This window comes from Aliidongia sp. (genome assembly GCF_035943795.1).
Classification (GTDB): domain Bacteria; phylum Pseudomonadota; class Alphaproteobacteria; order ATCC43930; family CGMCC-115725; genus Aliidongia.
The window spans coordinates 82549-108109 of record NZ_DASZBY010000036.1 but is presented as its reverse complement, the minus strand read 5'-3'; the positions used below and the strand labels follow the sequence as shown (position 1 = coordinate 108109).

Genomic DNA, 25561 nt, shown 5'->3' with positions numbered 1-25561 from the left:
CCGGTCAGCGTGCCCTGGCGAATCTGCCGGCGCGCCGCCGCCGCCGATTCGAGCAACCCGTCGTCCATCGTCACGCCCCCGCGAAATCCAGCCAGACATCAGCTAGCCATGACGGACATCGTGGGTCGAATTGTCATTTCCGATCGATTCCGATCAGAAAAACCGATCAGTGAGGCTGATGTTCTTCCGCGGCGACCGATTCGGCCAGCGCGGCGACGATGGCAGCCAGCGCATTGTCCGGCTGGTCGAGATAGCTGGCGGTGAAGACGAGAGGCGGCAGCGCCGTGTCGCAGGCGAGCCGGCGCAGGCGACCGGCCGCCAGCTCTTCCGGAATGACTGCCGGCGGAATGGCGCTGATGCCGATGCCGTCCAGGGTCATGCGGACGATCGAGGCCAGCGAGCTGTTGGCGAAGAAGCGCGGCCGCGGGATCTCGACCCGGGCGAACAGCTCCGTCACCTCGCGATAAGGCTTGGTCAGGCGCGAATAGGTCATGATCGGCCAGGCGGCGAGTTGGGTCAGGGTCAGGGGGCCGGCCTCGACCGGCAGGTCGGGGCTCGCGATCCAGGCCATCGGATATTGGCACAGCGGCAGGTTCTTGATCTTGGGCGCGCTGACCGGGCCCAGCAGCAGCGCCACGTCCAGTTCGCCGGCCAACAGCGAGTCGCGCAGGTTGGCCGACACGTCGACCGCGATCTCCAGCGTGATGGCCGGATAGCGCTCGTGCAGGCGCTTGACCAGCCTGGCGAGCCAGGTATGGACGATGGTCTCGGACAGGCCCAACCGGACCGTGCCGCGCAGGGAGCCGGCCGACGTCACCGCCATGACCATCTCGGTGCGGAGCGCCAGCATGCGCTCGGCATAGGCGAACAGCTCGACCCCCTTGGGCGTGAGCGCCGAGCGGCGCTTGTCGCGGTCGATCAAGCGCGTATTGAACGCCTGCTCCAGCTGAACGATGCGCGCAGAGACGGCCGGCTGCGTCGTGTTGAGCTTTTCGGCCGCCCGACGGAAGCCGCCGAGGCGGGCAACCCAGTAGAAAGTCTCGAGCGTGCGCAGTTCGATCATGGCTCGTCCCGGTTCTGCACGCGCGGACCTTTCATGTTACGTCCCGTTTCGAAAACGCGACGCCGGTTGCGCGGCACGCGCCGACGGGGCACCTTAGCGCGCGAACCCGCGATCCCGTGCGGCGACTTGCCGCCCTCCGACCTCAGTCTTTGTTAAGGAACGGCGCCTCAGGCTCCTCCGGAATAGCGCGAAAGGGCGTGGATGGAACGAGAAAAGGCGATCGCGCTCGATTTCGATGCCCGAGATCCGAGCGTGCCGACCGTCGTCGCGACCGGCGAAGGCGCCGTCGCGCGCCAAATTCTGGCGATCGCGTTCGAGCACGGCGTCAAGGTGCGCGAGGATGCCGATCTGGTCGAGATCCTGTCGACCCTCGAAGTCGGCGACGAGATCCCGATCATCGCCTTCGCCGCTGTTGCGGAAATCCTGACCCACGTCTATCGCTGGGAAGTCGAAAACAAGGAAATCCGCGGGGTTTAGCTGATCGGTTGGAAGCCAGTTGTCCCGCAGCACCCCATGCCATCCAACCCCGACTATCGAAGCGCCTTGTCGGCGAACCGCTGATCAAGCTCCCGGATGATGCCGGCAGTCACATAGCGCTGTCGCTGCGCCTCGCCCGCCCAGGTCGTGCTGCCGGAGATCTCGCCATCCTTCCCGCGCCACAGCAGCCCGAGCGCCGCGCCTCGAAGGGTGCCGCGCTTGGACTCGGCCAACAGGTGCTCCAGCAACTCGATCATCTCCCGGTCCGCTGGATGCGCGGCCGTCTGCGGCGCCTCGGTCGGCGCCGGCCGGTTCGCGTTCGGGAAGAGCCGGACGATTTCATCGGTCATGGCTCAGCCGTCCTGCGTCGGAGGATTTTAGAGAGTTTCAGCTGCAGACGCGGGGCGCTCGCGCCAGAAACAGACGTTCGGGCCGTCCTCGTCGACCGAGCGCCAGGCGAGCTTCCAGCCCTCACCGGCCGGCGGCGTCGGCTCCCACTGACGGAAGGCCTCGATGTTCACGTCACAGGTATCTTCATCGACAAGGCCATCTTCTTCGTCATCGCCACGGATGCAATGCACCTCCAGCCCGAGATCCTCGAACATGTGGCTCCAGATCTCTTCGCCTTGAGCTTCGAGCGCCGCGATCGACGGCGGCAGGTCGCCCATGACGTAGCCCTCGGGCTCGATCGGAAATCCGAAATAGGTATCGGACACGGCGGAAATCCTCGCGTTGTTCGGGAGTTAGTGGGAAAGGTCAGGCGGCCGAGGCGTCGATGAAGTGCGAGCGCGGAACGCGCACCTTGTAACCGCCCTGGAAGCTGCCCGTGTCATTGCCGTCTTCCTGGAAGAAAAACGGCTCGACGGTGACATCGCCGTCGCGGTGCCGGGTCAGGATCTTGGCGCGCATCGGGCCGCAGTGAGCGGTGCGATAGGTCATGAAATCGGCCATGGTCGGGTCCTGGGGGTAAGTGGGATCGCCCTTGAAATATGCGACAGGGTGTGTATGGTGTCAAGGGTGTTCATGTTTGCAATGGTGTGTTGATGGAGGCTGAACAAGCGGGCTATGGTCCGGGCATGAGCCCAGCGCCAGCCAGCAACCGCATGCAGATGATCGTGACGCCCGAGTTTCTTCGGGAGGTCGACGATTGGCGCCGACTGCAGCCGGACATCCCGAACCGATCAGAGGCGATCCGGCGCCTGGCGATGATGGGCATCCGGCTTGGCGCCGCGGATGGGAAGACGAAGCCCTAGCCGCACGTCCAAAGCTCGCTGGGAAAGGGTGTTCTTCAAATGAACGAGATTGACCTGAAAGCGGCTCGTGAAGCTCGTCGGCACGTCGGCCACGAGGCCGATGGGTCGGACGCGATCAGCTTCATTCTATGCGCAACGCGGTATTTCATGCCTGTCGCAAACGCCAGGGCGCTTGCAGACGCGATCGATGAGGCCCTGTCGTGATCGATCGCGCCCCACCGCCAGTAGCTTGCATGCCTTGGTGGCTGAGAGACCTTCGTGGTGCCATGCGATCGGATGTCCCTGGAGAATGTCGGTACTGTAATCGAGAGATCGCGATTCCTGTAGACGCCCTTCCAAGGGCAACGCGCGTTTGCATCTATTGCGCACTGGACCGAGACATCGTTCCGCCGATTGATGAACCATTCCCGATGATCGGAGATGCCCTGTCATGACCGACCCGAAAACGACGGCAAACCCCGAGACCTTCCGGGAACGCGTCGCTTGGGCACTCTGCGCGCACGACCTTGCTGGCGGCGAAGGGCGCATGTCGGATGACGAGCTTGATCAGCTTACGGGCCTGTACCAGTTCGCCGTCAATGCGCTCGGCTGGCAGCAGGCACAACGCCGCTTTTCTCATGTCGTCCAGTTCATAAGATCGGAAAAATGGATGCGCGAGAAGGAGGGCAAAGAACTGATGCGCGCGCACTTCATCGCGGCCGACTGGCCGAACTATATCGGCGCAGCCGATGCGGCGATGGGCGTGCTCTGCGAGCGCCCGGAGGTGGCATCATGACCGACCATAAAACGACCGATGACCTAATCCCCTGCGATTGCTGCGGAAAGGAATTTCCGCTTGAGCAATTCAGCGCGCACTTCGACGACCCGATCTGCTCGGACTGCGAGGCAGCAGAGCTGGCGGCCCTCGCAGAGGGAGGCGAAACGCGATGATAGACCAGAAAACGACCAATCCCAAGGCGCCCGGCCCTCGCATCTATCATCGAGCCAAAGGGATCCGCGAGGATGGAGCTGTGTCGGCGCTCTGCTTCACGAGCCCGCGCGCGATCAACATGAAGGTGGCGACGTGGACGATCCGCGACGAGGCGGTGACATGCCCGCGCTGCCTGGAGATCATCGGGCAAAGCAAAAGGGACCCATCATGATCTACCGCAACCAGCAGCCGGAGCCGCACGCCGGGCCTGACGGGCCTGGACGCCTGATCCATAAAATGGAATTGACCATCCCCAACGCATGTTCATGCGGTGGAACGGTGATGATCAGGGAAGACGCATACGGAGTGGAATTCCAGACATGCCTATCATGCGGTCATTCTAGTCATGAGACATCGAACATGAGCGCAGACCCAAGAAATGCACTTCCGATCGGCACGCTGGACGGCCTAGAATCCTTCGGCTGGCCTGAGCTTGATGACGGCATTCGCCACTTCGTCTGCGTCTTGCGCTCACAAGGCATCGAGACCTTCGAGTCGTGCCAGGGCGGCAAGGGACATTGCTACGCGGAACCGACGATCGCCTTCCACGGCGACCAGGCAGAAGGTCCGCGTGCCGTCGCAGTGGCGCTGACCTACGGACTTCCTGTGGTTGGGCTTCGTCGGACCTGGGAAGTCCGTAGCGGAGAGATGATCGGTCCGCAATGGGAAGTTACCTTCCAGATGAAGGCGGACGACTGGATCAAGCACGCCACTGATCGATCTAGGTCCGTACAAACATCCTTCCATGATCACGCCTGATGGTCCAACCACGAAACGATGGTTCGCGAGATGAAACGCTATCAACAGCATGACGTAGACGAAGAGGGTTGGACGGAATGGCAGCAGCCCGTTCCGAACGGATACAAAATGCGATGCTGCGATTGCCGTTTGGTCCACGAGATGGATTTTCGCGTAAGAGACGGGAAGGTTCAATTCAGAGCCCGGCGTCACGTTCGAGCTACGGCACAGAGCCGACGGGGTAATGTCGTGGTTGATTGCGTGTCGTTTGGAAGGCTCGACGCACCTGATGGTACTCCAGAGGCCCCTGAGGTACCTGACGAATCAGAAGGATAGATAAATGGCCGACATCGTGGAATTTCCGGTTCTTGAGCCTAAAGCGGATTTTTTGATCGGACCATTCGAATATTGGCCCGTCGTGTTAGACGGAGTGATGATACCAAATTTGACCGGCCAAAGAGTCGATCAAGATTTGGTGAATTTGATTGTTGACGGAAGATTTTGCGTTTGCTTACCCGAAGATAGGGCACGGGACGTTGCGTGGCTCGTGGCTCACGCAATGGCTGTGAGTGCAGGCTATACGCACTTCGGCGCACAGGAAAAGGGGCGCCCATTTGCGACAAAAGTGTTGGAGGTCACTTCGCAATGAAACGCGGCATCGGTAATGCTGGGAATGTCAATATGCGGGGTAGGGGAAAAGAATATTCATTCTCGTGCGGCTGCTGCTCGGTTTATGACGACCGCGCCGAACTGATCTGGAAAGCGGTCAAACGCGAAATGCTGGACGAAGCTGTCGGCCCGGTCGAGACCGTCAAGGAGGGGTGAGGATGGAGAAGACGACATTCCGATGGAAGCGCGGGGCCGGGGGCGAGTGGTACGTCATCCCGTCGCACCAGGAGAGACTGTACGGGCTGGAGATCTGGTACAATCTGTCCATCATGGACCTGTTGACGCTCGCCAATGCTGATCATGCGGAGATGTCGCGGGCATACTACCAGCTTGATCGTGAGCAAGCATCTCACGGCTAGGTCGATACCATGGCCTCAATCTCGTGCGCCCTGCTGGGCGCAGCCGGTATCCTGTGAGCCCTAATCAGTCGGCCTATGACCCTTCGCCCCGTTGCCGAGTCCCATCTCTGATCTGCTCATGCACGCTAGGTTCCCTACCCTCCCACGAGCCCAGCCCGACCAAGCGAGCCTGATCCTGGATGCGCTGGAGTAGGATGCCGATCGCCAGCTCAATCCGCTCGGCCGAGTGCTTCATGTCAACGAGGGTGAAGCCCGAGCCCGCACACTTATGGCACGGGAAATACTTGATCCAGAGGAAGCCGCGCCCCTTGCATCGGCGGCATGGATGGCTGGTGTGGCCTATGCCGATCGTCCGGCAATCCTCGATCGCCCATGCGGCTATGAGCGCAGGGTGGGCCATGAATCAGTCTTGTCGAGAGATCGCCGCCTTGAGGAATTCATTGAATTGCTCGAACAGCATCTGGGAGAGGTCGGGCTTGCCGGCGATCGACATGGCGAATTCGCTGGCCAGCAGGCGCACGACGGCCTCCCGGAACAATGCGTCCCACAGGTCTTCGGGCGGCTGGTTCGTATAGACGGCCTGGGCGGGTGAGAAATTGGTCTGAACGACCTTCGTCGGCACTTGGGCAACGGTGTTGTTGGCGACCGACCAGTCGTTCGGCAATGGGTCGTTCAGGTCCGGCGGCGTGACTGGCATCACCTGACGGATCTCGATGCCCATCGGCGGGTAGAAATATTCCACGGTCCAGGGTGGTGGCGGGGTGTTGCCGGTCGGAACCAGCGTGATCGTCGTCCGGTCGAAATCGAACCCGAACATGCGACTGACGGTTTGAACCGCCGGCCAATAAAGGAGAGCCGCCGATTTGCCCGAGGCGGAACTGTCGAAGAACGGGGCAACCCCGGTGACGAGTGGCTGATCGCCGCCGATGAGTTGGATTGCCTGATTGACGATATCGGTTGCGGTGACGGGCGCGGGCCTGGGGTTGTTCTGGTAGGCGACCGTCGCAGGGCGGCCGGTGAAGACGTAGGAGCCCATGGCCGCCGCCAGGGCATAGGCGACAGGCGCGCCGCTAGTAAGCAGCGCATCGTTGCCGGTCAGGCTGTACGATCCCATGGCGAGGGACAGGTGTCGCGCGGACGTGAGCGCTGCCGCTCGTCCGGTGAAGCTGTAGGCGCCAGCCGCGGCAGGGAGGGCATAGGCGGTGCCGCCGCCGTGGGGCGTGTAGGCCAGCGTCGCGGCATTGCCCGTGAGCGAGTATGTCCCGCGCGCGGCGGCTAGGGTGCGCGCGACCTTGAATGCGACAGTCTTGCCGGTGAGGCTGTAGGAGCCCATGGCCGCCGCGAGATTGTGCCCGGCGCTGAGTGCTGCAGCTTTGCCCGTGAGGGAGTAGGAGCCTTGTGCCGCCGCCAGGGCATACGCGGTTCCTTCCTTCCGCTGTACGGCGCCCACATCGATATAGGCCTGGGTCGCGGTCATGCCGCTGGAGCTATTGACGTACGCTGCCTGCGGGAAGCCCTTGGCCTTCAGGTTCGTCCCGATATTGTAGCCTTCGGTCGCTTGCGCCTGGTACTGCGGATCGAGCGCTAGATCATTCGCACCCTTGCTGACGTTGTGAACGTCGTTCGTGTTGCCGAAATAATTGTTGTAGTTCTGATATCCCTTGATCCGGTCATTCGCCGCCAGCGTGCCGAAATTGGCATTGATGCCGTAGGTTCCTGCCGTGACGTGGTTCGTGAAGATGTTGTTGAGGATCGTCGTCTGCTGGAGGACCGTCACGCCCTGGATCTGGATCGCATCGCCCTGATTGGCGTCGAACGTGTTGTTCGTGACCGTCGAGCCGCCGGTGTCGGTCGTGACAGACTCCGGCATCGTGAGCGCGGTGCCACGGCAATTTGAGAAGATGTTGCCCTTGATCCAGGTGCCCAGGCGCCCGAGCGCTCGCACGCCGAGCCCGACCGTATCGTGGATATTGCTGGCGTAGATCGAGCAGGCCTCTTGCACGACGAACACGGCATATTGAGTGCCAGCCGAGCCAGGCGTAACGGTCGAGGTGACTTCGCACCACAGCATCGTTGCCGAGGCCGACAGCATCGTCAGGTCAAAACCACCCTGGTCGAACATGACGTTCACGAATGAGCAGGTCGAACCGACCGTCCCGCTGTTCGTGTTGATCATGCCCGTGGCAGCAAGCCCACTTCCGATGCCAGTTGCCTTGAAATAAATATCCTGGAAGGTATTGAGCGAGCAGCTTTGGTAGAGCACCGAGCTGGACGAAATCCGAGGCCGGCCGTTCTCGCCGCGCAGACGAATATTGCCCACAGCGAAGCTGCCGTTGACCATCGTGATGATGCCGACACCGCGCGCATAGTCATCGGATGTGGGGTATTGCGAGCCGGAACCGCGAATCCAGACCGTGTTTCCAGGCTGCACAATGGCTGTCGTGAGGTTCGCGAACGGATCGGCCCATCCACCGCCTAGCTTCGCAGCAACCGCCGTGACGGCCGGCGCCCGATCGACAACAAAGGTGTTCGCGGTGGGGACGCTCGTGACGAAATAAATGGCGCCGCTAAGCTGAACGGCATTGCCGACCATGGCGCTCGTGAGCGTGCCGGCGCTGGTGTTGTCCGTGCAGGTCGTGCCGCTGCTGGTGACGCTGCTGGAGGTCCACTGCGCCGTGTCCTGCTGGCTGTAGTCCGTGGCAGCGCCTGAGATGGCAGCATCGTAGCCACCGCCGTTTAGATTGTTGCCGCCCGTCCGGACGCGCCAGACTGAGGTTGCGCCGATCGTCATGCCGCGCCTTCCTGGCGCTGCACGCCGCCCTCATCGACATAGCTCTCAGAAGCTGTCATCCCCGCAAGCGCCTGCGGAAAGGCCAGGATGGGCTGCCCCTTGGCCCGGCTGTTGAGGCTGACATTGTAGCCCTCAGTGCTCTGGGCCGCGTACTGCGGGTCATAGGCCGTGTCGTTCGGGCCAGCACTGATCGTATTCCGGTCCGTCGTGTTGCCGAAAAAGTTGTTTCTATCGACATAGCCTTTGAGCGCATCATTCGACGTGAGGGTGCCGAACGAACACGTCAGACCGTACTTGCCCGACCCTGTATGATTGGTGATGTGGCAGTTGAAGACAGCAACTTCCTGCAAGGCGTTCGGTCCATCGATCAATATGCCGTTCCCGGTGTTTGCATCGATCGTCACGTTCTGGATCGCGCAAGAGCCCGTATCGGTATTCTGCACCGAACTGTCCAACGTGAGCCCATCTCCGCGACATTTAGCGATGATCGAGTCTGAGACGTGGTTGCCCAGGCGGTTGAGCATCCGGACGCCATGACCCACCGTGTCGTGGATGTTGCACCACTGGATCTGCGCTCCGAACGGCCCCGTATCGATGCCGTAGAGCGTGCTGCCTCCGCGCGGGGCAACTGTCGATGTCACCTCGCATCCCAACTGCTGCCATGAGCCCGAACAGCCGATGATGTCATAGCCGTTCTGGTCGATCGTGCAGTCATTAAGGTAGCAGGTGCCGAGCGGTGCAGCGGAGGCGATGCTCAACATACCGTAGGGGCTGGCATAGTTCGTGCCGTTTGACGAGAAATAGATGCTCGTAAAGCTGATGAACGAGGCGGTGTAGAACTGGAGGCCGTCGCTCGCCATGCGCGGCCGGCCGTTCTCCCCGAAGTACCGGACATTGCCGTTGGTCGTGTTGCCGTAGGGCCCCTGCTGAAAGCCCGTCTTGGCGTAATCGTCTGTCGTCGGAAAGCGCGAGCCCGAGCCCCGCACTCCGATCTGATTTCCTGCAACGGCGACTGCCAGAGGGTTGACCCACGGATCAGCCCACCCACCACCGACCTTGCCGCCGCCGGATGCGATCGTGCCCGGCGCGCGGTCGATCGTGATGCTGTTGCTGCTGGCGACTGCGGTGATGAAATACGCACCAGCGGTAGCACCGCCGCCGGCGAGCCACATGGCATTGCCGATCATCGCCGAGGTAAAGCCGCCCGTGGCGCTCGTTACCGTCGTCGTGTTCGAGCACGCGATATCTGTCAGCGTGAGTTGGGCTGCATCCTGCTGGGAATAGTCGGTGCCGGCCCCGGAAATCGACGGGTCATAGCCGCCGCCGTTCAGGTTTGAGCCCAGCTTGCGAACCCGCCAGACGACGGTCGGCTGAATGCTCATGGAGCGAGTCCGCTGGCTTGCCAGAAGCCCGTCGGGATCATCGAGACGCGGTGCGGCGACTCTTCTTCACGGCTGGCAAAGACGCAGAGGATGGCGCCGGGCTTGATGCAGACAGCCGAGTGGAAGGCATCGGCCGGCACGTCGAACCATGCGGGGGCTTCGATCTCGCGTTCCCAGATCGGCTTGGCGTGCGCCGCGTCCTCATAGAGCCCGACGCGATAGGCGCCATGGACGACGATCGTCACGTGGCTGAAATTATGCCTGTGACTCTTGAGTTCCCAGCCGACCGGGTGCAGCGCCACCTGCATGGAGCCGTCGGGGTCGATCCGGCACGTATCCTGGTCCCGGATCCGCAGGCTGCCGACGATATGCTCCATCGCCTAGGCCAGCTGGAAGATGCCGTTGGCGGCGTCGAACGTGACCGTAAAGGTATCGCCGCTCGCGAGCGTCAGCGCCGAGCCATAGTCCCAGAAGCCGATAAGCGATTTGGTCGTGGGCGTGGTGTCGTACAGCACGGCATAGCGGAACGGACCCAAGGCGCCCGTTGCGGTGGTGACGACCGGCGTGGTGCAGGCGAGCTTGTAGGTGCCGGCGGTCTGGGTCGAGCCCGCGATCGTGACCGCGGCGCCGCCGGTGGTGTAGCCGTTGCCATTGGCCAACTCGGTGGCGCTGATGTCCGAATACTGGACGTTCGCCGCGACCGGCGCCGTGTTGGTCAGCATCAGCTTGAGCGTGTCGGCGCCGAGGTTGACGTTGCCGTTCGGCATGGCCGCGGCGAACGCATTGAATTTCTGAAACGCGGCCATCGTGAAATTCCTTAGGGTTGTGGCGCGGCAGATGCCGGCGGTAGGGAGCCTTTGGCCCGCAGGTAGGCCAGCAGCAGATCGTCATCGAGCTTGAGAGCGGAGGCTCCGAACCCCAGGGCCGCACCGACCCAGACGGGCGCGGTGCAGCCTCCAAGAGCGAGCAGGAGAAGCAGCGCCGCGCACCGCATCAGGTGGCGGGAGCGGTGACGCCGGCGCCCTTGAGCGCGTTCGTCGTGGTCGTGTAGGCCGTCAGGACCGAGTTCACGGCGCTCGCGACATCGGTGGTCGACGTGTTGCAGACCGAGTTGACTCCCGCCATGGCCGCGGTCTCGGTCGTCTGGTCGGCGGCACTGATGCCGGCGATCGGAGCCGACAGAACGAACAGGCCGTTCGCCCAGCTCATGGCGCCGCAGAGCATCGCCTTGTCGCTGGCCGTGGCCGCGATGCCGGCATTCAGCTTCGCGACGACGGCCGAGACGCTGGGATCGAAATTCTCCAGGCCGATGACCAGGGCCTGCCCGGCGGGAGAAGCAAGCGCCGTCTGGATGTCCGCGACCTGCGTGGCGGAACAGGCGGCGAGCCCGGCGCCGCCGACGAAGGCACACAGGAACGAGAGCTTACGCATGGTCAATTTCCTCCAAGGCTGGCGCCGACACTCGGCGAGGGAATGGGAGCTGCGAGGGGGGCCGGCGGAGACACGGGCGCGGCCGGCGGCGAGACGATGACCGGGGGCTGGGTTTGAGCCGCCACCGCCGCCACGACCTGGGTCTGGGACGCGGTCGCGCTGATGTGATCCTTGAGGATCGCCGTCGCGGTGTTGATGGCGCTGCGCAGCGTGGCCAGGCCCGTGCCGCCGATGACGGTGCTGATGGCCTGGTCCTGGGTCAGGAAGCCCAGGTAATAGCCGGTGGCGGCATAGACGACGGTTGCCGCGGCCAGGGCATAGGTCTTCCACCCACCCGCCGGAAGACTTGGCGTGGGAATATTGATCAGCATGATGAGGTCCCTCTGAGGTAGGCGGGGTCGTTCGCGCTCCGCCCTAGCGCGTCGATTCCTTGACGAATGCGATGAGAAATGCCCGAGCGAGGGCGAGCGTCAGCACCGCGCCGGCAAGAAGGGCAGGGCATGTCATTCAGTCGCCGAGATCGAGCTTCTTGCCGAGCCACCAGTCTTTGGCCAGGCCGTAGACCCGGACGAACAGCAGGAACAGCGATCCGTAGAGCAGGAGGGATGTCGCGAAGTCGTGGAAATTGGCCCACCATGGCGATGTGACGCCCGCGACCGAGCCCAAGAGGATGTCGGTCACGCTACGGCGTGCGGCGTCGGCCCGGATCGCTTCATCGATCATGGTTCTGCTCTTCCTGGATACTGTACTGGTGGAAACTATTGCGCCGTGCGCAGAGGGGCGGTCTTGGCCTTGATGGCGTCTTGCATGATCTGCGGATTGTGGATCATCACCCAATCCGCCGCCGCCTCACGGGAGCGGTTCAGCATCGAATGGATCGTCTCAGCCTGGGCCGTCTCCGGAATAGATTGGAATCCCGGCTGACGGATGAACTGGTCCAATTGCGCCTTTGACATGCGCCCGCTGATGCGCGAGAAATCGTCGTATTGCTGTTCGGTCAACTGCACGCCGCGGATCTTCCGTTCCGGTCGCGAGGGGAAGATGTTCAGCTTGGTGAGCGCCTGATTGACCGGGTCGCTCGAGACGCGCTGGGAATAGACGCCGACATACTCGCGGTTCAATACGGGTTGCCCCCAGATGTCGTAGCGGGGGTGAAGAGTTTCTGAGGCAAACGGGATCTTCGCAATCATCGCGTCGAGCGTCGTGCGGGCCTCGCGGGCGTAGGGATCGACCTGGCCGGCGATCTGCGCCATTCCGACCGAGAATGGCACCGCTGCGGTCGCCACGAAATTCCGGACATAGGCAGCGCCGAACCGATCGGAATCCTCGACCGCTTTCAGCAGATCGGCCGGCCCCTTCATGAAGCTCTCGTCCAGGAAATTTTGAGCGAACGAATGGGCCAGCAGGCTCGCGACTTTGCCGGCATCTTCCCGGCCGATCGCGTGGACGAAATGATAGAGATCCGCCGCGATGCCGACCTGCATGCCGAGCGGCCCGAGCCGGCTCAAGTCGAGCGAAATATTCCCTATCCGCAGGCTATGCGGCGCGCCGTTGACGATGCGCGACATCGCCGCCTCTTTCGGATCGGTCGGTGCCGACGGCGTGATCAGCCCTTCCGCCGCCAGCCCCCCGGCTACGACCGACAGCGACGTTCCGGCAACGATGCGCGCCGCCGTGGTGTCCCGGGCGATCGGACCGTTGATGCCCGCGAGGCTGGCCCGGATGTCGCCGGACAGCAGCCCAGGCAATCCCCGCTGAACGACGCCCTGGTCCATCACGTTCGACGCCACGGTGACGAACGGATCGATAAAGCGCAGCAGCCGGGTATTGCCCAGGCCCGGAATGTTCGGGTTCCAGTTCATCAGCCGGGTGACGTGCTGGGTGAGATCTCCACCCTTCCCCATGAGCGTGCTCTGGGTCGCCTCGTCCCGTGCTGCCTGCATCATGTCGAGCGGCGGATGGGTCGTGAGTTCGGCAATGCGCATCGCCAGGCCATGGCCCTCCAGCCCTTCCTTGGCTGCCGTGCGGTAGGCGAGGCGCGCGATCTCCTGGGAATAGGCCAGCGACCGGAACAGGCTGTGGAGCGGCGCCACCATGCGCTCGCCCGGCGCCCGCACGATCGAGCCGATGGGGCCGCCGATGGCCTTGCGCTGCACGAACGGGTTTGCCCCCACAGCGGAGATGGCGTCACCGACCATCTTCTGCGCCTCTTCGGACATTTCCAGGGTGGGGTTCGCCGTCAGTTCGGCGATGCGCTGGGTTCTGGCCTCGTTGGTCAGGCCCTCTTCGCGCGCGGTGCGGGATGCAATCTCCGCGATGGCGCCGGCCATGTTCTCGCCGGGCAGCGCGATCGTGGTCCCGGTCTTGAGCGCGTCATAGGCCGCTCGCCAACCATCCCGCTGACCGCGAAACCGGCCGAACACCTGCGCCGGCACCTCGCCCCAATAGACCCGGTCCGCATCGCCCTTGCCAAGCAATTCCCGAACCGAACCGATCGCCGCCGCCGTGCCGGTCTCGAACGTCGCCTTGTAGAATGCCAGGAGGGAATTGCCCTCGGAATAGGTCATGTGGGTGATCGGGCCGGAGATCAGCCAGTTGGTGAAGACCTCCAGCAGCTTGTCGCCCAGGCTCGGCTTGTTCACGTCCCGGATGAACCCCGCCACCTTTGCCGGCGTGTCGAGCTTCTTGCCGAGCTTCATCTCGTTCTGGATCTGGAACAGGGTCTTGCCGGTATTTTCCTTGAGGTAATCGCCGATCGCCTTGGCTTCCTGGACCGCGCCGGCACCCAGGCTCTGGAACGCCCTAAGGCCGCGACCGATCTCCGCCGTGATGCCGCTCACTGTCTCCTGGATCATGATGAGGCGGTTGCGCGAGGTGACGTAGGCTTCGATGTCGGCCGGGTTGCCAGGATCGCCGTTGCGCATCAGGTCGGAAACCGCCGTCGCGGCATCGACCAGCATCAGGCGCCCGACCCGAACGCGGGCCGCCAACGGAATGCCGTCGTTCACCGACATGTCGCGCAGCTTCTGGAGGTTGATCTCCCTGGCCTGGACGCCCATGGCATCGGCCAGATCCATCACGTCTCGATCGGAGACGACACCGCGGCGCGCGGCGTAGAAGTCGTTGTGGAGTTCGGCCTCTTCCCGCATGGCCGCGTTGACATCCTCGGACGTGCCGAGATTGTCGAGCCGGATGTTCCCGGCTTTGTCTACGTATTGGGATTCGGGCTCGGGGAGAATGGCGTGGGGGCCGGTGGGCTGCTCTCCCCGATCGCTTCCGGCGGCAGTCCGGCTTGCGCTGCCTGCTGCTGTTCGAACGTCAGCGCCTTCACCCTGAGCGCCGTCGCCGCCCGTTGGGACCGCTCCAGGTTCTGCAGCACCGCCAGATCCTGCGGGGACTGGTTCGGCCGCATCTGCGCCACCTGAAGCACCTGAGTCCGCCGGCGGCTCTCCGCCAGGGCTGCCTGGGCCTGTTCCACTGAGTTCGCCATGGATATCCGGTTTCTTCTCGGCCGCGATATGCAGCACTTCGCTGTCGATACCATCCGCGACCGCGGCCGCCTTCTCCGGGGGAGTGCTGGCGGCTTCGGCTTCGTGGATGTCGGCGAAATTCTTGCTGATCTCGCGCTCCGGCGCAATGACGGTCTTCTCCGGATTGGCCGAGATCAGCCGATTGAACACATCGCGGATGTCGTCGTTGATCGGAGCTTTCAGACGGGACACGGTCTGGTAGATCTTGGTCAGCCAGTCCTTGAACTTGGCGAACACGCCGGCCAGTTCCTTCGATGGTGCGACGCCTTCCATCAGGTAGCGCTCGAACCCTCGGGCGAACTTCTCGTGCTGGCCGCGCTTGATGTCGGCACCGTCCTCGGCGCCCAACCAGGATCGGACCGTCTGCGCGTCAGCCTTCAGGTCGTCCGGCGCCTTTTCGTTCTTGGCATCCGACATCAGTTCTTCCAGCCAGTGATGGCCGGTCTCGTGCAGGAACGTCGATGCGTCGGCCTTCTCGAACAGCGTGATCGTGGTCTTGCCGTTCTTGATGAACGCCTTGCCCTGCGCGGCGCCGTTGCGGCCGCCGGTGTCACCGCCGACCACCTTAGCGCCGTCCCGCTGGTACATTTCCTCGGGCGTCCCCAGATCCCCACCGAACCGGGACGCGCGCGCTTCGTAATGGGCGGCGACCAATTGGGCCGCAGCATAGGATTCGTCAGACGGGCGCCCGGCCTGGTCCAGTTGCCGGGTCACGTCCGCGACGATGCTCGGCGAGGGCTCGGGAGCGGCCGCGGGGGCGCTTGCAGCGTCGGCCTGCTGGGCAACGGCATCGGCCGGCGCGGCGGCGGGCTGGGCCGTCTCCTGCGGCTGTGCGGCAACGGGCTCTGGCGACGCCTGGGGCTCGATCGGAGCGGCAGCAGTCGGCTCCGCGCTCGCCGACACCGGCGGTTCCTGGCCATCCTCGATATAGCCCTGCGCCCGGCGATAGGCGTCCGAGACATCCGGCGCCAGATCGCGCATGCGGAAGTCGATCTTCTGCATGTCGGCCGCCAGGTCGGTCCGGGCCGCGCGCGCCGCCGCATCCTGCGCATCCGCCATGTCGGACTGCACGCTGTCCAGCGCGTCCTGGGCCTTGGCGAGCCGGTTCGTGACCAGCTTGGCCTTGGACTCGTTGCCGGCCTTCTGGAAGCCTTCCAGCTGGCGCTGCAGGTCATCGACCGTCTGCTGGGCCGGGTCGAGCTTGGCCTTGAACTGGTCCGCGACCTCGGCCTGGCTGTCCGCCACGCGCCCGGATACGACGTTCCGCATATCCGCCTGCTGCTGAGCGAGCGCATCATATTCACTGAACGTGTCCGGCGCGATCTGGCGGGCGATGGCGTGGATGTCGGGCGGCGTTGCCGGCGGGGTGGCTTCTCCGGCGCCTGCGTTCTCGGGTGCCTGTTCCTGGAGGGCCTGCGCCTGGGTCTTCGCTGCGGCCGCTCGATCGTCCAGCGTGCGCGGCGTCGGGACGGACGTATCGAAATAGCCGCCCTCGCCCTCTCCGATGACGCCGAGGGAGCGGGCTGCCGGCAGGTCGATCGCATGGGGAACCGGACTGATCCCCTCGGGATGCCCCATCATGAACTCAGGGAGCGCCGCCAGATCACGCCCAAGACGGGGCGCGCCGACCTCGGCGCCCGCCTGTGCGACCGCGCCGCTATAGGCGCCGAACACGGCACTTCCGGCGCGCATCCCGGCGTCGAGCGTGGTTGCCGCCGGGCGCAGGATCGCCTCGTTGAACGACTTCATGATGCCGGTATGGCCATCCTGGAAATCGTTGAACAGGCCGGCCTTCTTCATGAAAGCCTCGGTATCGGGCGACATGCCGAGCGGTTCGGCGCCCCAGCCCTGCTTGGCGCCCTGGCCGAACGCATCGAGCACCCGGCCGACCGCCGTCGTCGCCAGGAACTGATCGGTCGCGGCGGACGACGGAGGAACCGTGGCGCCCGCACCGGCTTCGGCGGCAAGCCCGTTGTTGGCGATCTCGGCGCCGGCACTGAGCGCGGTCATGAACGGATTCGGCGCGGTCGCATCCGAAAACGCCTTGTCCCAGGTCGGCAGGGTCGGCGGCGGCGCGGCTTGCGGTGCCGCGCTGATCGCTTGGTCCCAGGTCGGCAAACCGTCGGGCATTACTGCATCACCGGCACGGTCGGAGCGGCTGCGGCATCGGGCGCGACGAGACCGAGCCTGATCGCTTCAGCCTTGCCGGCATCGGAGCTGATCTTGTTCGCCTGCACGTCGGCGATGATGTCCTTCAAGCCCCGCGCCGCTACGTCGCCACCCTGCATCATGTCGGCCATCCGCTGCGCAGGATTGCGCTTCAAGGGCTCGGCCAATTTCGCGATCGGGCCGTTCGGATCGTAGATCTCGCTCGTGCTTTTCCCTGCCGCCTTCGCCGCCTGGATCGCCGGGAATGCCTGGGTCATGAAGGTCAGGTAGAGCTGGTCGCCCTTCGGATCCTTGATGTGCATACCATCGTCGGCGCCGGACAGCTGGTTTTTGGCCGATAGGAAGAACTGCTTCTGCAACTGGCTCTCGGCCTCGCCTTCAGCAGTGCCTTTGCCCTGCATGACGCCAATCAGCTTCTCGGCACCCGACAGCGATAGATCCCCGCCCGGGCCGGCCCGCCGCAGGATCTGGTTCTGGTCGGCAATGCGCGTGGGATCGCCCTGAGGCGCCGTCACGGACTTGTAGGCATCCCAGAAGCCCGGACCATAGCTCTTGGTGTCGTGGTCGATCTCGCCCTTCATGTGCTTGTCGGCGATGTCGGTCAGACGCTCCTTGGTTTCCCAGGTCAGGTTCGGATCCTGCGCGATGGCTGGCACCACAGCTGCAGCATTGCCCGTCAGGATCTTGGTGACGTAGCCGTTTGCCGCCTGGTTGCTTGCATCCGTCCGTGCCTTGGCATCGGCCATCGCGGCAACGTTCGCGGCGTTCGACTGCTCGTTCACATAGGAGAGCGCAATGCGCTGGGCCTCGGGATTGTCCGCCGTCATCGACAGCACGCGATCATAGGCGCCGGCCTTGAGGCTCGATCCGGTGCCCGCGACACCTGTCCGCTGCATCACGTCCGAGACATAGGACGAGACCGACTTGCCGTTGCCGTCGATCCGGTTGTTGATCCAGGGCGTCGGGCTTCCCGGAGGCGCCACGTTGCCGGGTCCGGAGAAATACCCGACCGCGATCCGCTCAGGGTCGCCGCCGAACTTGGCCGACAGGTCGTCGATGATCCGGCCCGACACCGCGCGATTGTCCGCCGGGTTGGTGATGCTCTCGCCGGGCTGGGCATAGGCCGCGAAGGTCGCCGGCATGATCTGCCCTGGGCCGACCGCGCCGTTGATGCTGGACGCCACGTTCGAGTTGTTGCCGCTCTCCTGGCCCAGGATCGCCTGCTTGATCGGCACGCTCTGCGGGGAGGCGTTCGGGATCTGCATCAGCCCGTTGGCATTGGGCACGCCGCCCATGTTCGAGCCGGCTTCGGCGATGGCCTGCTTCGCCACGGTCACGCCGACCTGCTGGTTGACGCGCGTCCGCAACTGCTGCGCCAAGGGCTCGTAGGCCTGCCCGGCCGCGTCCTTGTTCTGGTCGAGCACGCTCATCGCCTGCATCGGGTTCTTCACCGCCAGCGCCTCAACCTGCGCCTTGACCGCGTCCTGGCGGGAACTGGCGAGCGCCTGCGAAACCAACTGGTCGCCGCCGCCCTGGAGCTGCGCCTGCTTGATCCGGGCGCTCATCAGATCGGCCGTGCCGTGGTTGACCTCGTCGGGATTGTCGGCATTCGTCGCGATATGGTTGAGCGCCAGATTGGCCGAGGCCTGGTTCACCTCGCCGTACCACTGATTTGCCTGCTGGTCGGCATGAGACCCGATCTGGCCGCCCAGGTACGAGCGATACCGCCGGGAGAAATTGTCGAACTGCAGTTCCTGGTCCGGGGTCTGCAAACCGGAACGGGTCTGCGTCATCAGATCGTCAAGCTGCTGCTCGACCTGCGGCCGCGCATCCAAGGCGGCGCGACCCCTCAGCCCCAGATATCCGGTATCCGGCTGCATCTGCCCGTCCGGGCCCGGAACCATCTTGTTCGGATCACCATGAAGGATCTTCGAAGCCGCGTCCTGGTAGCCGTTGGTCGCATTGTCGGCAGCGACCTGGCCGAAGAACTTGCCCGCCGTGAGCGCGCCGGCGCCCAGCTTTTCCTCGCCCTGCCCGATCTGTGCCCCAAATTGGTTCGGGTTCGACTGGACGTTCAGGTAGTCGTTCGGGAGATTGTCCTGCGGCGTGACCGTCGGGATCCCGGATTCGTCGTTGACGACGGCCATCTAGACGGGACCCACCGCAAATCCGCCGTCGGTCTGCGAGGCAGAGCCGCTCGCCCCGATCTGGTTGGTCGCGCCAAAACCGCCACTGGACGGATTCTGCGAACCGAGCCATTTGAACCCGATGCTCGACGCGCCATTCAGCAGAGTGCCGCCCGCACCCAACGCGCCGGCCGTTTGATCGCTGCTGGCTTCCGAACTGTCGAGCCCGGACACGGCCTGATCGGTCGCGACCTGGGATCGATAGCCATAGGCCTGCAGGAAGGCATTGTTCGCCGCGGTCTGCTGGTCGAGCGCGCCGGCCGAACGCTGGCCCTTCTGCACGGCGACGGCGGATCCGCTATTCACGTCGACACCGTTCGCGGACTGCTGCGCCTTGATCCGGCCGCCGGCCGCCGCCCCCTTGATGCCGACCATTTCGGATTGAGCGGATCCCGCCTCGGTCGCGTATTCCTCGTTCTGCTTCGCGATCGTCGCGTTGTTCTTGGCGATCTGGGCTTGATAATTCGCGCTGGACGCCGCCGAGTTGGCTGACGAGATCTGTCCGTAAGCGGAAACGGCGGCGCCCGCGATGGCGGCCGCGGCCGCATAGGTTGCCGCTGAAAATCCTACCGGCACTAGAAAGCCTCCACGAGATCGGCCGCGTCGAGTTGATGCTCTTCCAGGATCTTGACCGCTTCCTCGCCATGCAGGTTGTGGATGCAGATGATCACCGTGAAGGGAGCCAGGGTTTGGAAGCGGTGCTTCACACCAGCGCGGATCAGGATGCCCTCGGGCGCCTGGAAATCCCCCAGCAGCACGTCGTCGGCCCAGGCCCGAACGGCGCCCGATGCCAGAAAGCTCGAATGGTCGTAGGCATGGGCGTGCTGCGGGATGACCGTGTCGGCCTCGCGCACCAGGATCGACTTCGCGAACACGCCGTCGGCCATCTTGGTGTCGATCGTCACCGGCTGTTCTTCGGCCGGCAGCAGGGAAAGCTTCATCGGAAATGCTCCGTCCGGATGCAGATGATCAGCGTGATCCGGTCTTCGCTGCTGTCGTTCTTCACGCCATGGCGCTTTCGATTGTCGAACACCCAGCACTCGCCGGGCTTCGGCTCCAGGCTTTCCCGGACCCCGTCGTGGTCGCACCAGAACGTCGCTCCGGGCGAGGATTTGAGCGAGACGTAGAATTTCGAGAAGGTCTCGACGTGCCAGCCGTCGTCGGTATGCGGCAGGATCTCGCCGCCCGGCGGAATCCGGGTGATGAAAATTCCCCCGAGCGCCGTGCCCTCGACGCATCGCATCAGGTCGAACACGATCGGCTTCAAGGCCGGCAGCTTCGACCAGGCCGGCCACCAGTCCGCCAGATGCGGCACCTTGTAGCTGGCATGGTCGGTCAATTCGTTCTGCGGCCGGTAACGCACCCAGATGTCCGACATGCCCGAATGCGGGGTGCCATCGGCCTGTTTGCGGAACTGGTAGGCGTCCCACAACTCCGGGTGATCTTCCATCTGTCCCAGGAGCGGTGCGATCGGCATCCGGTCGGCAATCAGCGTGAAATGCTTCAAGCGGACCGCTCCATCCGAAGCTCCCGAAACAAGGCTCCGCACGGCATTGAATATTCAGCGCCGATTTCGAAACCCAGAATTTCCATGAGGCGGATTGCCCGGCCGTAGCTCGCGAGCACCCCGCTGACCAGGATAGCATGGGTTTCAAGCATTTCCGAGATGCCGCGTCGCGCTTCCTTGACAAAAGCGACAGGCACGCGCTCGACCGGGGGCGCCGTCAGCAGCCAGATTTCTCCGATCGGCGAGAGAAGCGTTCCGGCACAGCCCCACATCGCCGCGATCTCGCCATCGACGAACGCGGTGCGCCTCGTGTGGGACGTGCGCCAGAGCTTGTGCATCAGGTGGCGCGGCTTTGCTCCCACCGCCTCGACCTCGGCCCGGTCGCCCTCCCTCAACCTGGGCGCCAGCGCGCGCACGTGCGCGAGGGTCGCCGGCTGGATCAGGTAGCTCACTGCTGGCGCCCCCGGTTGCGCGGCTGCGGGCTTTCCTCGGGCGTGTCGCCGAACAGGACCTGCGGGACGAAGGCCAGCACGTTCATCGGCAGGGGATTTGACTGCTGCATGCAGACCTGACCGGCCTTGGAGAAGCCGCCCTTCACCGGAATGCGCCGGTCGCCGGTATAGAGCGGGGCGCAGAGCGCATTGAACGGCTTCCTGGGCGCGCCCGAGACATAGTCTGGAACGGGGTCAAGATTGCGCCACGGCACGTCGATCTGCGGCGGGCTCAAGGTGCTGCCGTCGCGCTGGTTGGCGCCCATCACGACGCCGCGGGACATTTCCATGCGCGCCGTCACTTCCTTGATCGCCTTGCGCTGGCCCTGGACCGTGGGCGCGCCGGTATCGAGCTGGACGCTCTGGATCTGTGCCTTGAACCCGAGCCCGACCGTGACCGCGCTCGATGGCTGATCCAAGAACACGCGACCGTCGCTCGTCACGATCCGCGGCGACAACACATTGCCATCGGCCACGCCCGTAACGATCGTGTTCGCCAGATGGTTGAGCCCGGAAATCACCTGGGTCGGCGGCGTGATCGTCCAGGACCCGGCGGGTTGGGTCTGGACCATTCCGCTGGTGCTGGGCACGGTGGCGACGATCGGCGAGAGGATATTGCCGACGACCTGGGTTGGACCGAAGAAGCTCAGGACCTGGGCGATGCCGCCGCCCATCCGGATGACCGAGCCGACATCGCTCGCCTGGAACGCCGGCCCGGACGCGGTGAAGACCGTGCTGGTGTCGAGCGTGATCGGCAGCACGGCCCCTTGTCCCGCCCCGGTTGGATCGGTGAGCACGATCACTGGGAAGCTGTAGTTCTTGCCCTGGGTCAGGACCGCAACGCCGGTGATGATGCCGCCGACGATCGTCAAGCCGAGCGTGCAGCCGGTGCCGGCGCCCTGCCCGTCGTCATCGACGATCGAGGCGGTGGTCAGGCCGGAATAATCCTGCCCGCCCAGGAAAACCGACACATTCGCGATGGCGCCGGCGCCCGAAGCCGAGTCCGCGGTCAGCGTGAAGGGTGGTGCCGGTTGAGCCAGCGACAGTCCGGCATCGACGCACCAGCAATCCTCGGCCGTCGACCAGATGCGGTTGTCCATCCGTTCGATCATGTAGGACGTGTTGAAATCGATCGTCCGCTCGACCGCCAGGTAGAGCGCATCCACGGGCGGTTCCGTGACGCTGCAGATGCTCTGGAACAGGCCTTGCGTGTCGTGCCGCGCCCAGCCCTGGACTTCCTGGACCTTGAGATAGGTCATGCTCAGCATGGAGCCGTCGTCGCGCACGGCCCACATCAGCTTGTAGGGTTCCTCGCACCAGGCCGCCTGCTTGAACGTGTAGCCGGTGAACAGGTGGGACGACAGCTCGGTGAGATCGGTCCCGGTATAAATGTTCGTGAAAAAGTTGTAGGAAATATCCCGGAAGATCGAACCCTTGGCCTGATTGAAGATGATGTCGTAATCGATCTTGATCGGCATGATGGTCGCCGAGCAGCCGTTGTAGGCCTGGGGCTGGGCCTGCTGGTTGGCTGGTGTGATCGGCTGGGGATTGAGCGACGATCCGCCCGCTCCGGTCAACTGCCAGGCGCCAAGCCCGGTCAGCACGACCAGGCCGCCGGGCATCGAGATCATCCACTGGATGCCGTTGACCTCGACGCTCCAGGGCGTGCCGGTGATGGCGTCGCTGTCGATCGTCGGCGTGCGCGCGTCGAAATTGGTGAAGGCGCCCGGCTGGGAAAACCAGTAGGTGTCGGGCTGGTTGGTCGAGGAGCCGTAGACGCGGCGTTCCTGGAAATAGGCGACGACACCCGGATAGGTGCCGGATCCGGGCCCGACCTTATAGGTGACGCTGGGCGGCGAATCCCACACGCCGGTAATGGTGAGCGTGTCGACGCCATAGACATAGTCCTGGCCGCCGTCCTCGATGATCGCCGCGACGAGCTGGCCGCCGACCACGACCGGGACCGCCGAGAAACCCGAGCCGGTGGCGCTCGTCAGGACGATGGACGAAATCGCGGTGATGTTCGTGCCCGGGTTCAGGATCGGCAGCGCGATGATCGCGTTGCGCGCGAACGGGTTCTCGTGCTGAGGCGGCGTCTGTTGGAAATCCGCCGTGATGTTGTTGTCGATGAACTGCGCGCCGAACGCCTGCCCGGCGAACCCGAACAAGGACCCGGCCGGGACCGTGCCCATGAATGCCGGGGGCGCCTTGTAGATGTTGTAGCTCGACGCGCCCGCTACCGGATTCCAGGCGATGGTGATGGCGCCGGCTACGGTCGCGATATTGACCGACGAGGGCACGTCCGCGATCGGCGAGGGATTGCTTTCGGTGCCGTCCGCCGTGTTGATCGCGGTCACGACATATTGGTAGTCGGTCGTCCCTGCTCCCGTGGTCGTGCCGCTCGCCGCCGATGGAGCGGCGATGGTCGATGAGAAATTGGGCGGCGCGATCGTCCAATTGCTATCGGTGATGCGCTTCAAGTCCTGGGGCGGATATTCCGTGCCGGTCTTCTGGTTGACGCAGCAGATCGACATGACATCGGCCGACTGCGTCCATTTGAGATAGACCAGGTCGTCCTCGCCCCACGGCGTCGTCATGGTGTAGATCGTGGCGCCGGTGCCGCCCGAGACATAGGGGTCGAAGCCCGTCGAATCAATCGGGTTGCCGAACACGTCTTCCAGGGTGACGACGCTGCCGACGACCGATGCGGCGACGAAGGTCTGGCCGTTCAGTTGCGTCATGCCGCGCACGCCGGCAACCGAGATCCAATCTCCAACCATGACCGGAGGGACCGGCGCGAACGTAAGGGTGAACGTGACGCCCTGGCCGAGGCCGCTGGAAACGATCTGCGGGGCCGGGCTGGGGGCAACGACCGAATAGGCACCAGGCACGACGACCGAGAGCGCATTGGGGCCGAACAATGCCGCCTGGAACGTGGCGCCGGTTCCCGAGCCCGACGTGCTGGCCTGGGTGAATTTCCCGCCCGGCGCGTTCGATGCGAAGACGCCCGGGTTCGTGATGGTGAAGGTCGTAATGGCGCCGGCCGTGACGGTGTTGACCGTCAGCACGACGGGCGTGGTCTGCACGCCGCCGGCGAGATGGATGGTATCGCCCGCCACATAGCCGGTGCCGCCGGCGTTCTTGAGCAGGGCCAGGAGTTTGGTGTTCGTGACTTGGAGCAGCGCGATCGAGGTATAGGTGCCGCCGCCGAACTCCATCTGATCGCCGGGCGCATAGGATACCGTGACGCCGCCATTGTTCGCCGTCGCGGCCGAGACGCCTTGGGTATTGGCGAAGGTGATGGTGGCGGGGTTGAATTGCGACGCGCCTGCAATGGCGATCTGTGGGTTGGTGACGAACTCGCCGTTCGACAGCACCCGCATGTATTCGTTGCCGAACTCCAGCGCCAGGCCCTGGTTGATCGAAAACTGGAACGTGATGAGCCGCGGCGGCACGGCTCTGCCGGTCTGCTTGGAATAGCCCGAGAATTTCGTTCCCGCGCGCGAGGTGGCGCCCCCTTGATAGGCGACCCACATATTGCGCATGGTGCCGGCGGCCGACTGTTCCTTCGCGAAATCGACGCGACCCAGCAGCTTCGGGGAGATCTCGCCGGTCGAGAAGGACGGGATGATCTTGGGAACGGCCACCTAGAAGGATTCCCCGCTGGAGAAACCGCAGGAATCCCAGCCGAGGCCCAGGACGCCGATGTCGCCGAACGATCCACCGCCCCATCCAGCCCCGTTCGAATTCCAGCCGCCGCCGGTCGAGCGCACTGACATCCAATCGGGCGTGTGGTCGGTGGTTGATGCGAAACCCTCGTTGCCGTCCGTGATCCGCGCCTGGATGATCTTCTCGCGCGCGATGCGGATCTGGCTGTCGCGCATCGCCATGCCGAATTTCTTGTCTGCGGCGAGCGGGAGCGCGATTTCGCTTGCCAGGTAGGCCACGAACGCGGCGCGGAATTCCGGATCCCACACGGTCGGATAGGGCAGGAACGCGGTATAGACCAATTCCGCATTGCGGACGTTGCTGAGGATCACGGTGCGCGAGGTCGGGCTGACGCCGGGCGTATCGTAATTCTGCGCGCCACCCGGCGGGAGGTTGTTGAAATCGGTCGCCACCAGGAATCGCGAGGGGATCAATTGCCGCCCGACATGCGGGTTGAGGCCGCCGCCGGTGGTCAAGGGCGTGTTCGGGATCTGGAAATTGCCCGAAGGATTGCCGGCGCCCTGCCCGTTCCGGTTCATCGGCACGAAGCGCGCCTTCATGCAATCCGTCGGCAGGGCGTAGCTGTAGGACCAGGGAAAGATGACCTTGGTCGGGAAATCCGGCGTCTGGCCCGTGGCGTCGGCCAGCAGGAGCATCGGCGCTTCCTTGCGCGCGAAGCTCCAGTGCGCCGACCGGAACAATTGGCGCAGACATTGCCCATAGGCCCGGAGCGTCACCTGGGCCTGGTGCGTGCCTTCCTCCAGGTCGGCGATGGTGAAAGCGACGCCTGCAGCGTCAAGCGCCTGGTTTGCGACATCCGCGACCATCCACACAGCT

At 64.1% G+C, this 25561-nt stretch carries 28 protein-coding genes; 9 read left to right on the top strand and 19 right to left on the bottom strand.

Annotated elements, in window-relative coordinates; all coding sequences use genetic code 11:
* Window positions 1-166: 166 nt before the first annotated feature.
* Window positions 167-1063: a LysR family transcriptional regulator gene (locus tag VGV37_RS06550; protein WP_326878833.1), complete on the bottom strand. Its 897-nt coding sequence runs from the start codon at window positions 1061-1063 to the stop codon at window positions 167-169.
* Window positions 1064-1264: 201 nt separating this feature from the next.
* On the opposite strand from VGV37_RS06550, the gene VGV37_RS06545 reads away from it, so the two are divergent.
* Entirely contained in the window at window positions 1265-1540 is a 276-nt protein-coding gene (locus VGV37_RS06545; RefSeq protein WP_326878832.1) for an EscU/YscU/HrcU family type III secretion system export apparatus switch protein, read from the top strand.
* 53 nt (window positions 1541-1593) lie between these two features.
* On the opposite strand, the gene VGV37_RS06540 is transcribed toward VGV37_RS06545, so the two are convergent.
* The 3 genes from VGV37_RS06540 to VGV37_RS06530 all read right to left on the bottom strand — a co-directional run bounded on the left by VGV37_RS06540 (window position 1594) and on the right by VGV37_RS06530 (window position 2491).
* Entirely contained in the window at window positions 1594-1890 is a 297-nt protein-coding gene (locus VGV37_RS06540; RefSeq protein WP_326878831.1) for a hypothetical protein, read from the bottom strand.
* A 27-nt stretch (window positions 1891-1917) separates the two neighbouring features.
* A complete protein-coding gene (locus VGV37_RS06535; RefSeq protein WP_326878830.1) occupies window positions 1918-2208 on the bottom strand; it encodes a hypothetical protein in 291 nt (96 codons plus the stop codon).
* 88 nt (window positions 2209-2296) lie between these two features.
* The gene (locus VGV37_RS06530; RefSeq protein WP_326878829.1) at window positions 2297-2491 is read right to left on the bottom strand and encodes a hypothetical protein; all 195 of its coding nucleotides are present in this window, start codon (window positions 2489-2491) and stop codon (window positions 2297-2299) included.
* A gap of 38 nt (window positions 2492-2529) precedes the next feature.
* Here VGV37_RS06530 and VGV37_RS06525 point away from each other — a divergent pair, with 38 nt between their 5' ends.
* The 8 genes from VGV37_RS06525 (at window position 2530) to VGV37_RS06490 (ending at window position 5529) form a co-directional block, all read left to right on the top strand.
* On the top strand, window positions 2530-2793 hold the full coding sequence (locus VGV37_RS06525; protein ID WP_326878828.1) for a hypothetical protein: 264 nt from the start codon (window positions 2530-2532) through the stop codon (window positions 2791-2793).
* Between the two features lie 39 nt (window positions 2794-2832).
* A complete protein-coding gene (locus VGV37_RS06520) occupies window positions 2833-2997 on the top strand; it encodes a hypothetical protein (RefSeq protein WP_326878827.1) in 165 nt (54 codons plus the stop codon).
* Between the two features lie 226 nt (window positions 2998-3223).
* Window positions 3224-3568: a hypothetical protein gene (locus VGV37_RS06515; RefSeq protein WP_326878826.1), complete on the top strand. Its 345-nt coding sequence runs from the start codon at window positions 3224-3226 to the stop codon at window positions 3566-3568.
* Window positions 3569-3719: 151 nt separating this feature from the next.
* Window positions 3720-3935 carry a hypothetical protein gene (locus VGV37_RS06510; RefSeq protein WP_326878825.1) on the top strand — a complete coding sequence of 72 codons (216 nt, stop codon included), beginning with the start codon at window positions 3720-3722 and terminating at the stop codon, window positions 3933-3935.
* Entirely contained in the window at window positions 3932-4522 is a 591-nt protein-coding gene (locus tag VGV37_RS06505; RefSeq protein ID WP_326878824.1) for a hypothetical protein, read from the top strand. The genes VGV37_RS06510 and VGV37_RS06505 overlap by 4 nt, the downstream gene beginning before the upstream one ends.
* A 319-nt stretch (window positions 4523-4841) precedes the next feature.
* Complete coding sequence (locus VGV37_RS06500) at window positions 4842-5150, top strand: hypothetical protein (protein WP_326878823.1); 309 nt, start codon at window positions 4842-4844, stop codon at window positions 5148-5150.
* A complete protein-coding gene (locus VGV37_RS06495; protein WP_326878822.1) occupies window positions 5147-5326 on the top strand; it encodes a hypothetical protein in 180 nt (59 codons plus the stop codon). Before VGV37_RS06500 ends, VGV37_RS06495 begins: the two co-directional genes overlap by 4 nt.
* A gap of 2 nt (window positions 5327-5328) precedes the next feature.
* The gene (locus tag VGV37_RS06490) at window positions 5329-5529 is read left to right on the top strand and encodes a hypothetical protein (protein ID WP_326878821.1); all 201 of its coding nucleotides are present in this window, start codon (window positions 5329-5331) and stop codon (window positions 5527-5529) included.
* Window positions 5530-5932: 403 nt separating this feature from the next.
* Here the strand turns inward: VGV37_RS06490 and VGV37_RS06485 are convergent, their stop codons facing one another.
* From VGV37_RS06485 to VGV37_RS06415, 15 genes are all read right to left on the bottom strand, one after another.
* Window positions 5933-8320, bottom strand: a complete 2388-nt coding sequence (locus VGV37_RS06485) for a right-handed parallel beta-helix repeat-containing protein (protein WP_326878820.1) — start codon at window positions 8318-8320, stop codon at window positions 5933-5935.
* The gene (locus VGV37_RS06480; protein WP_326878819.1) at window positions 8317-9702 is read right to left on the bottom strand and encodes a right-handed parallel beta-helix repeat-containing protein; all 1386 of its coding nucleotides are present in this window, start codon (window positions 9700-9702) and stop codon (window positions 8317-8319) included. Before VGV37_RS06480 ends, VGV37_RS06485 begins: the two co-directional genes overlap by 4 nt.
* Window positions 9699-10010, bottom strand: a complete 312-nt coding sequence (locus tag VGV37_RS06475) for a hypothetical protein (RefSeq protein ID WP_326878818.1) — start codon at window positions 10008-10010, stop codon at window positions 9699-9701. Before VGV37_RS06475 ends, VGV37_RS06480 begins: the two co-directional genes overlap by 4 nt.
* 72 nt (window positions 10011-10082) lie before the next feature.
* The gene (locus VGV37_RS06470) at window positions 10083-10508 is read right to left on the bottom strand and encodes a hypothetical protein (RefSeq protein WP_326878817.1); all 426 of its coding nucleotides are present in this window, start codon (window positions 10506-10508) and stop codon (window positions 10083-10085) included.
* Between the two features lie 187 nt (window positions 10509-10695).
* Window positions 10696-11133, bottom strand: a complete 438-nt coding sequence (locus VGV37_RS06465; RefSeq protein WP_326878816.1) for a hypothetical protein — start codon at window positions 11131-11133, stop codon at window positions 10696-10698.
* A gap of 2 nt (window positions 11134-11135) precedes the next feature.
* Entirely contained in the window at window positions 11136-11504 is a 369-nt protein-coding gene (locus VGV37_RS06460; protein ID WP_326878815.1) for a hypothetical protein, read from the bottom strand.
* 136 nt (window positions 11505-11640) lie between these two features.
* Entirely contained in the window at window positions 11641-11856 is a 216-nt protein-coding gene (locus VGV37_RS06455; RefSeq protein WP_326878814.1) for a hypothetical protein, read from the bottom strand.
* Window positions 11857-11891: 35 nt separating this feature from the next.
* On the bottom strand, window positions 11892-16793 hold the full coding sequence (locus tag VGV37_RS06450) for a hypothetical protein (protein WP_326878813.1): 4902 nt from the start codon (window positions 16791-16793) through the stop codon (window positions 11892-11894).
* Window positions 16793-18979, bottom strand: a complete 2187-nt coding sequence (locus VGV37_RS06445; RefSeq protein ID WP_326878812.1) for a transglycosylase SLT domain-containing protein — start codon at window positions 18977-18979, stop codon at window positions 16793-16795. Before VGV37_RS06445 ends, VGV37_RS06450 begins: the two co-directional genes overlap by 1 nt.
* Window positions 18980-19594 carry a hypothetical protein gene (locus VGV37_RS06440; RefSeq protein WP_326878811.1) on the bottom strand — a complete coding sequence of 205 codons (615 nt, stop codon included), beginning with the start codon at window positions 19592-19594 and terminating at the stop codon, window positions 18980-18982. It lies immediately after the preceding gene.
* Window positions 19594-19959 (bottom strand): hypothetical protein, encoded by a 366-nt coding sequence (locus VGV37_RS06435; RefSeq protein WP_326878810.1) that lies wholly within the window; start codon window positions 19957-19959, stop codon window positions 19594-19596. The genes VGV37_RS06440 and VGV37_RS06435 overlap by 1 nt, the downstream gene beginning before the upstream one ends.
* Window positions 19956-20525 carry an aspartyl/asparaginyl beta-hydroxylase domain-containing protein gene (locus VGV37_RS06430; RefSeq protein WP_326878809.1) on the bottom strand — a complete coding sequence of 190 codons (570 nt, stop codon included), beginning with the start codon at window positions 20523-20525 and terminating at the stop codon, window positions 19956-19958. Before VGV37_RS06430 ends, VGV37_RS06435 begins: the two co-directional genes overlap by 4 nt.
* The gene (locus tag VGV37_RS06425) at window positions 20522-20977 is read right to left on the bottom strand and encodes a hypothetical protein (RefSeq protein WP_326878808.1); all 456 of its coding nucleotides are present in this window, start codon (window positions 20975-20977) and stop codon (window positions 20522-20524) included. Before VGV37_RS06425 ends, VGV37_RS06430 begins: the two co-directional genes overlap by 4 nt.
* Window positions 20974-24663, bottom strand: a complete 3690-nt coding sequence (locus VGV37_RS06420; RefSeq protein WP_326878807.1) for a hypothetical protein — start codon at window positions 24661-24663, stop codon at window positions 20974-20976. Before VGV37_RS06420 ends, VGV37_RS06425 begins: the two co-directional genes overlap by 4 nt.
* A complete protein-coding gene (locus tag VGV37_RS06415; RefSeq protein ID WP_326878806.1) occupies window positions 24664-25551 on the bottom strand; it encodes a hypothetical protein in 888 nt (295 codons plus the stop codon).
* Window positions 25552-25561 lie beyond the last annotated feature (10 nt).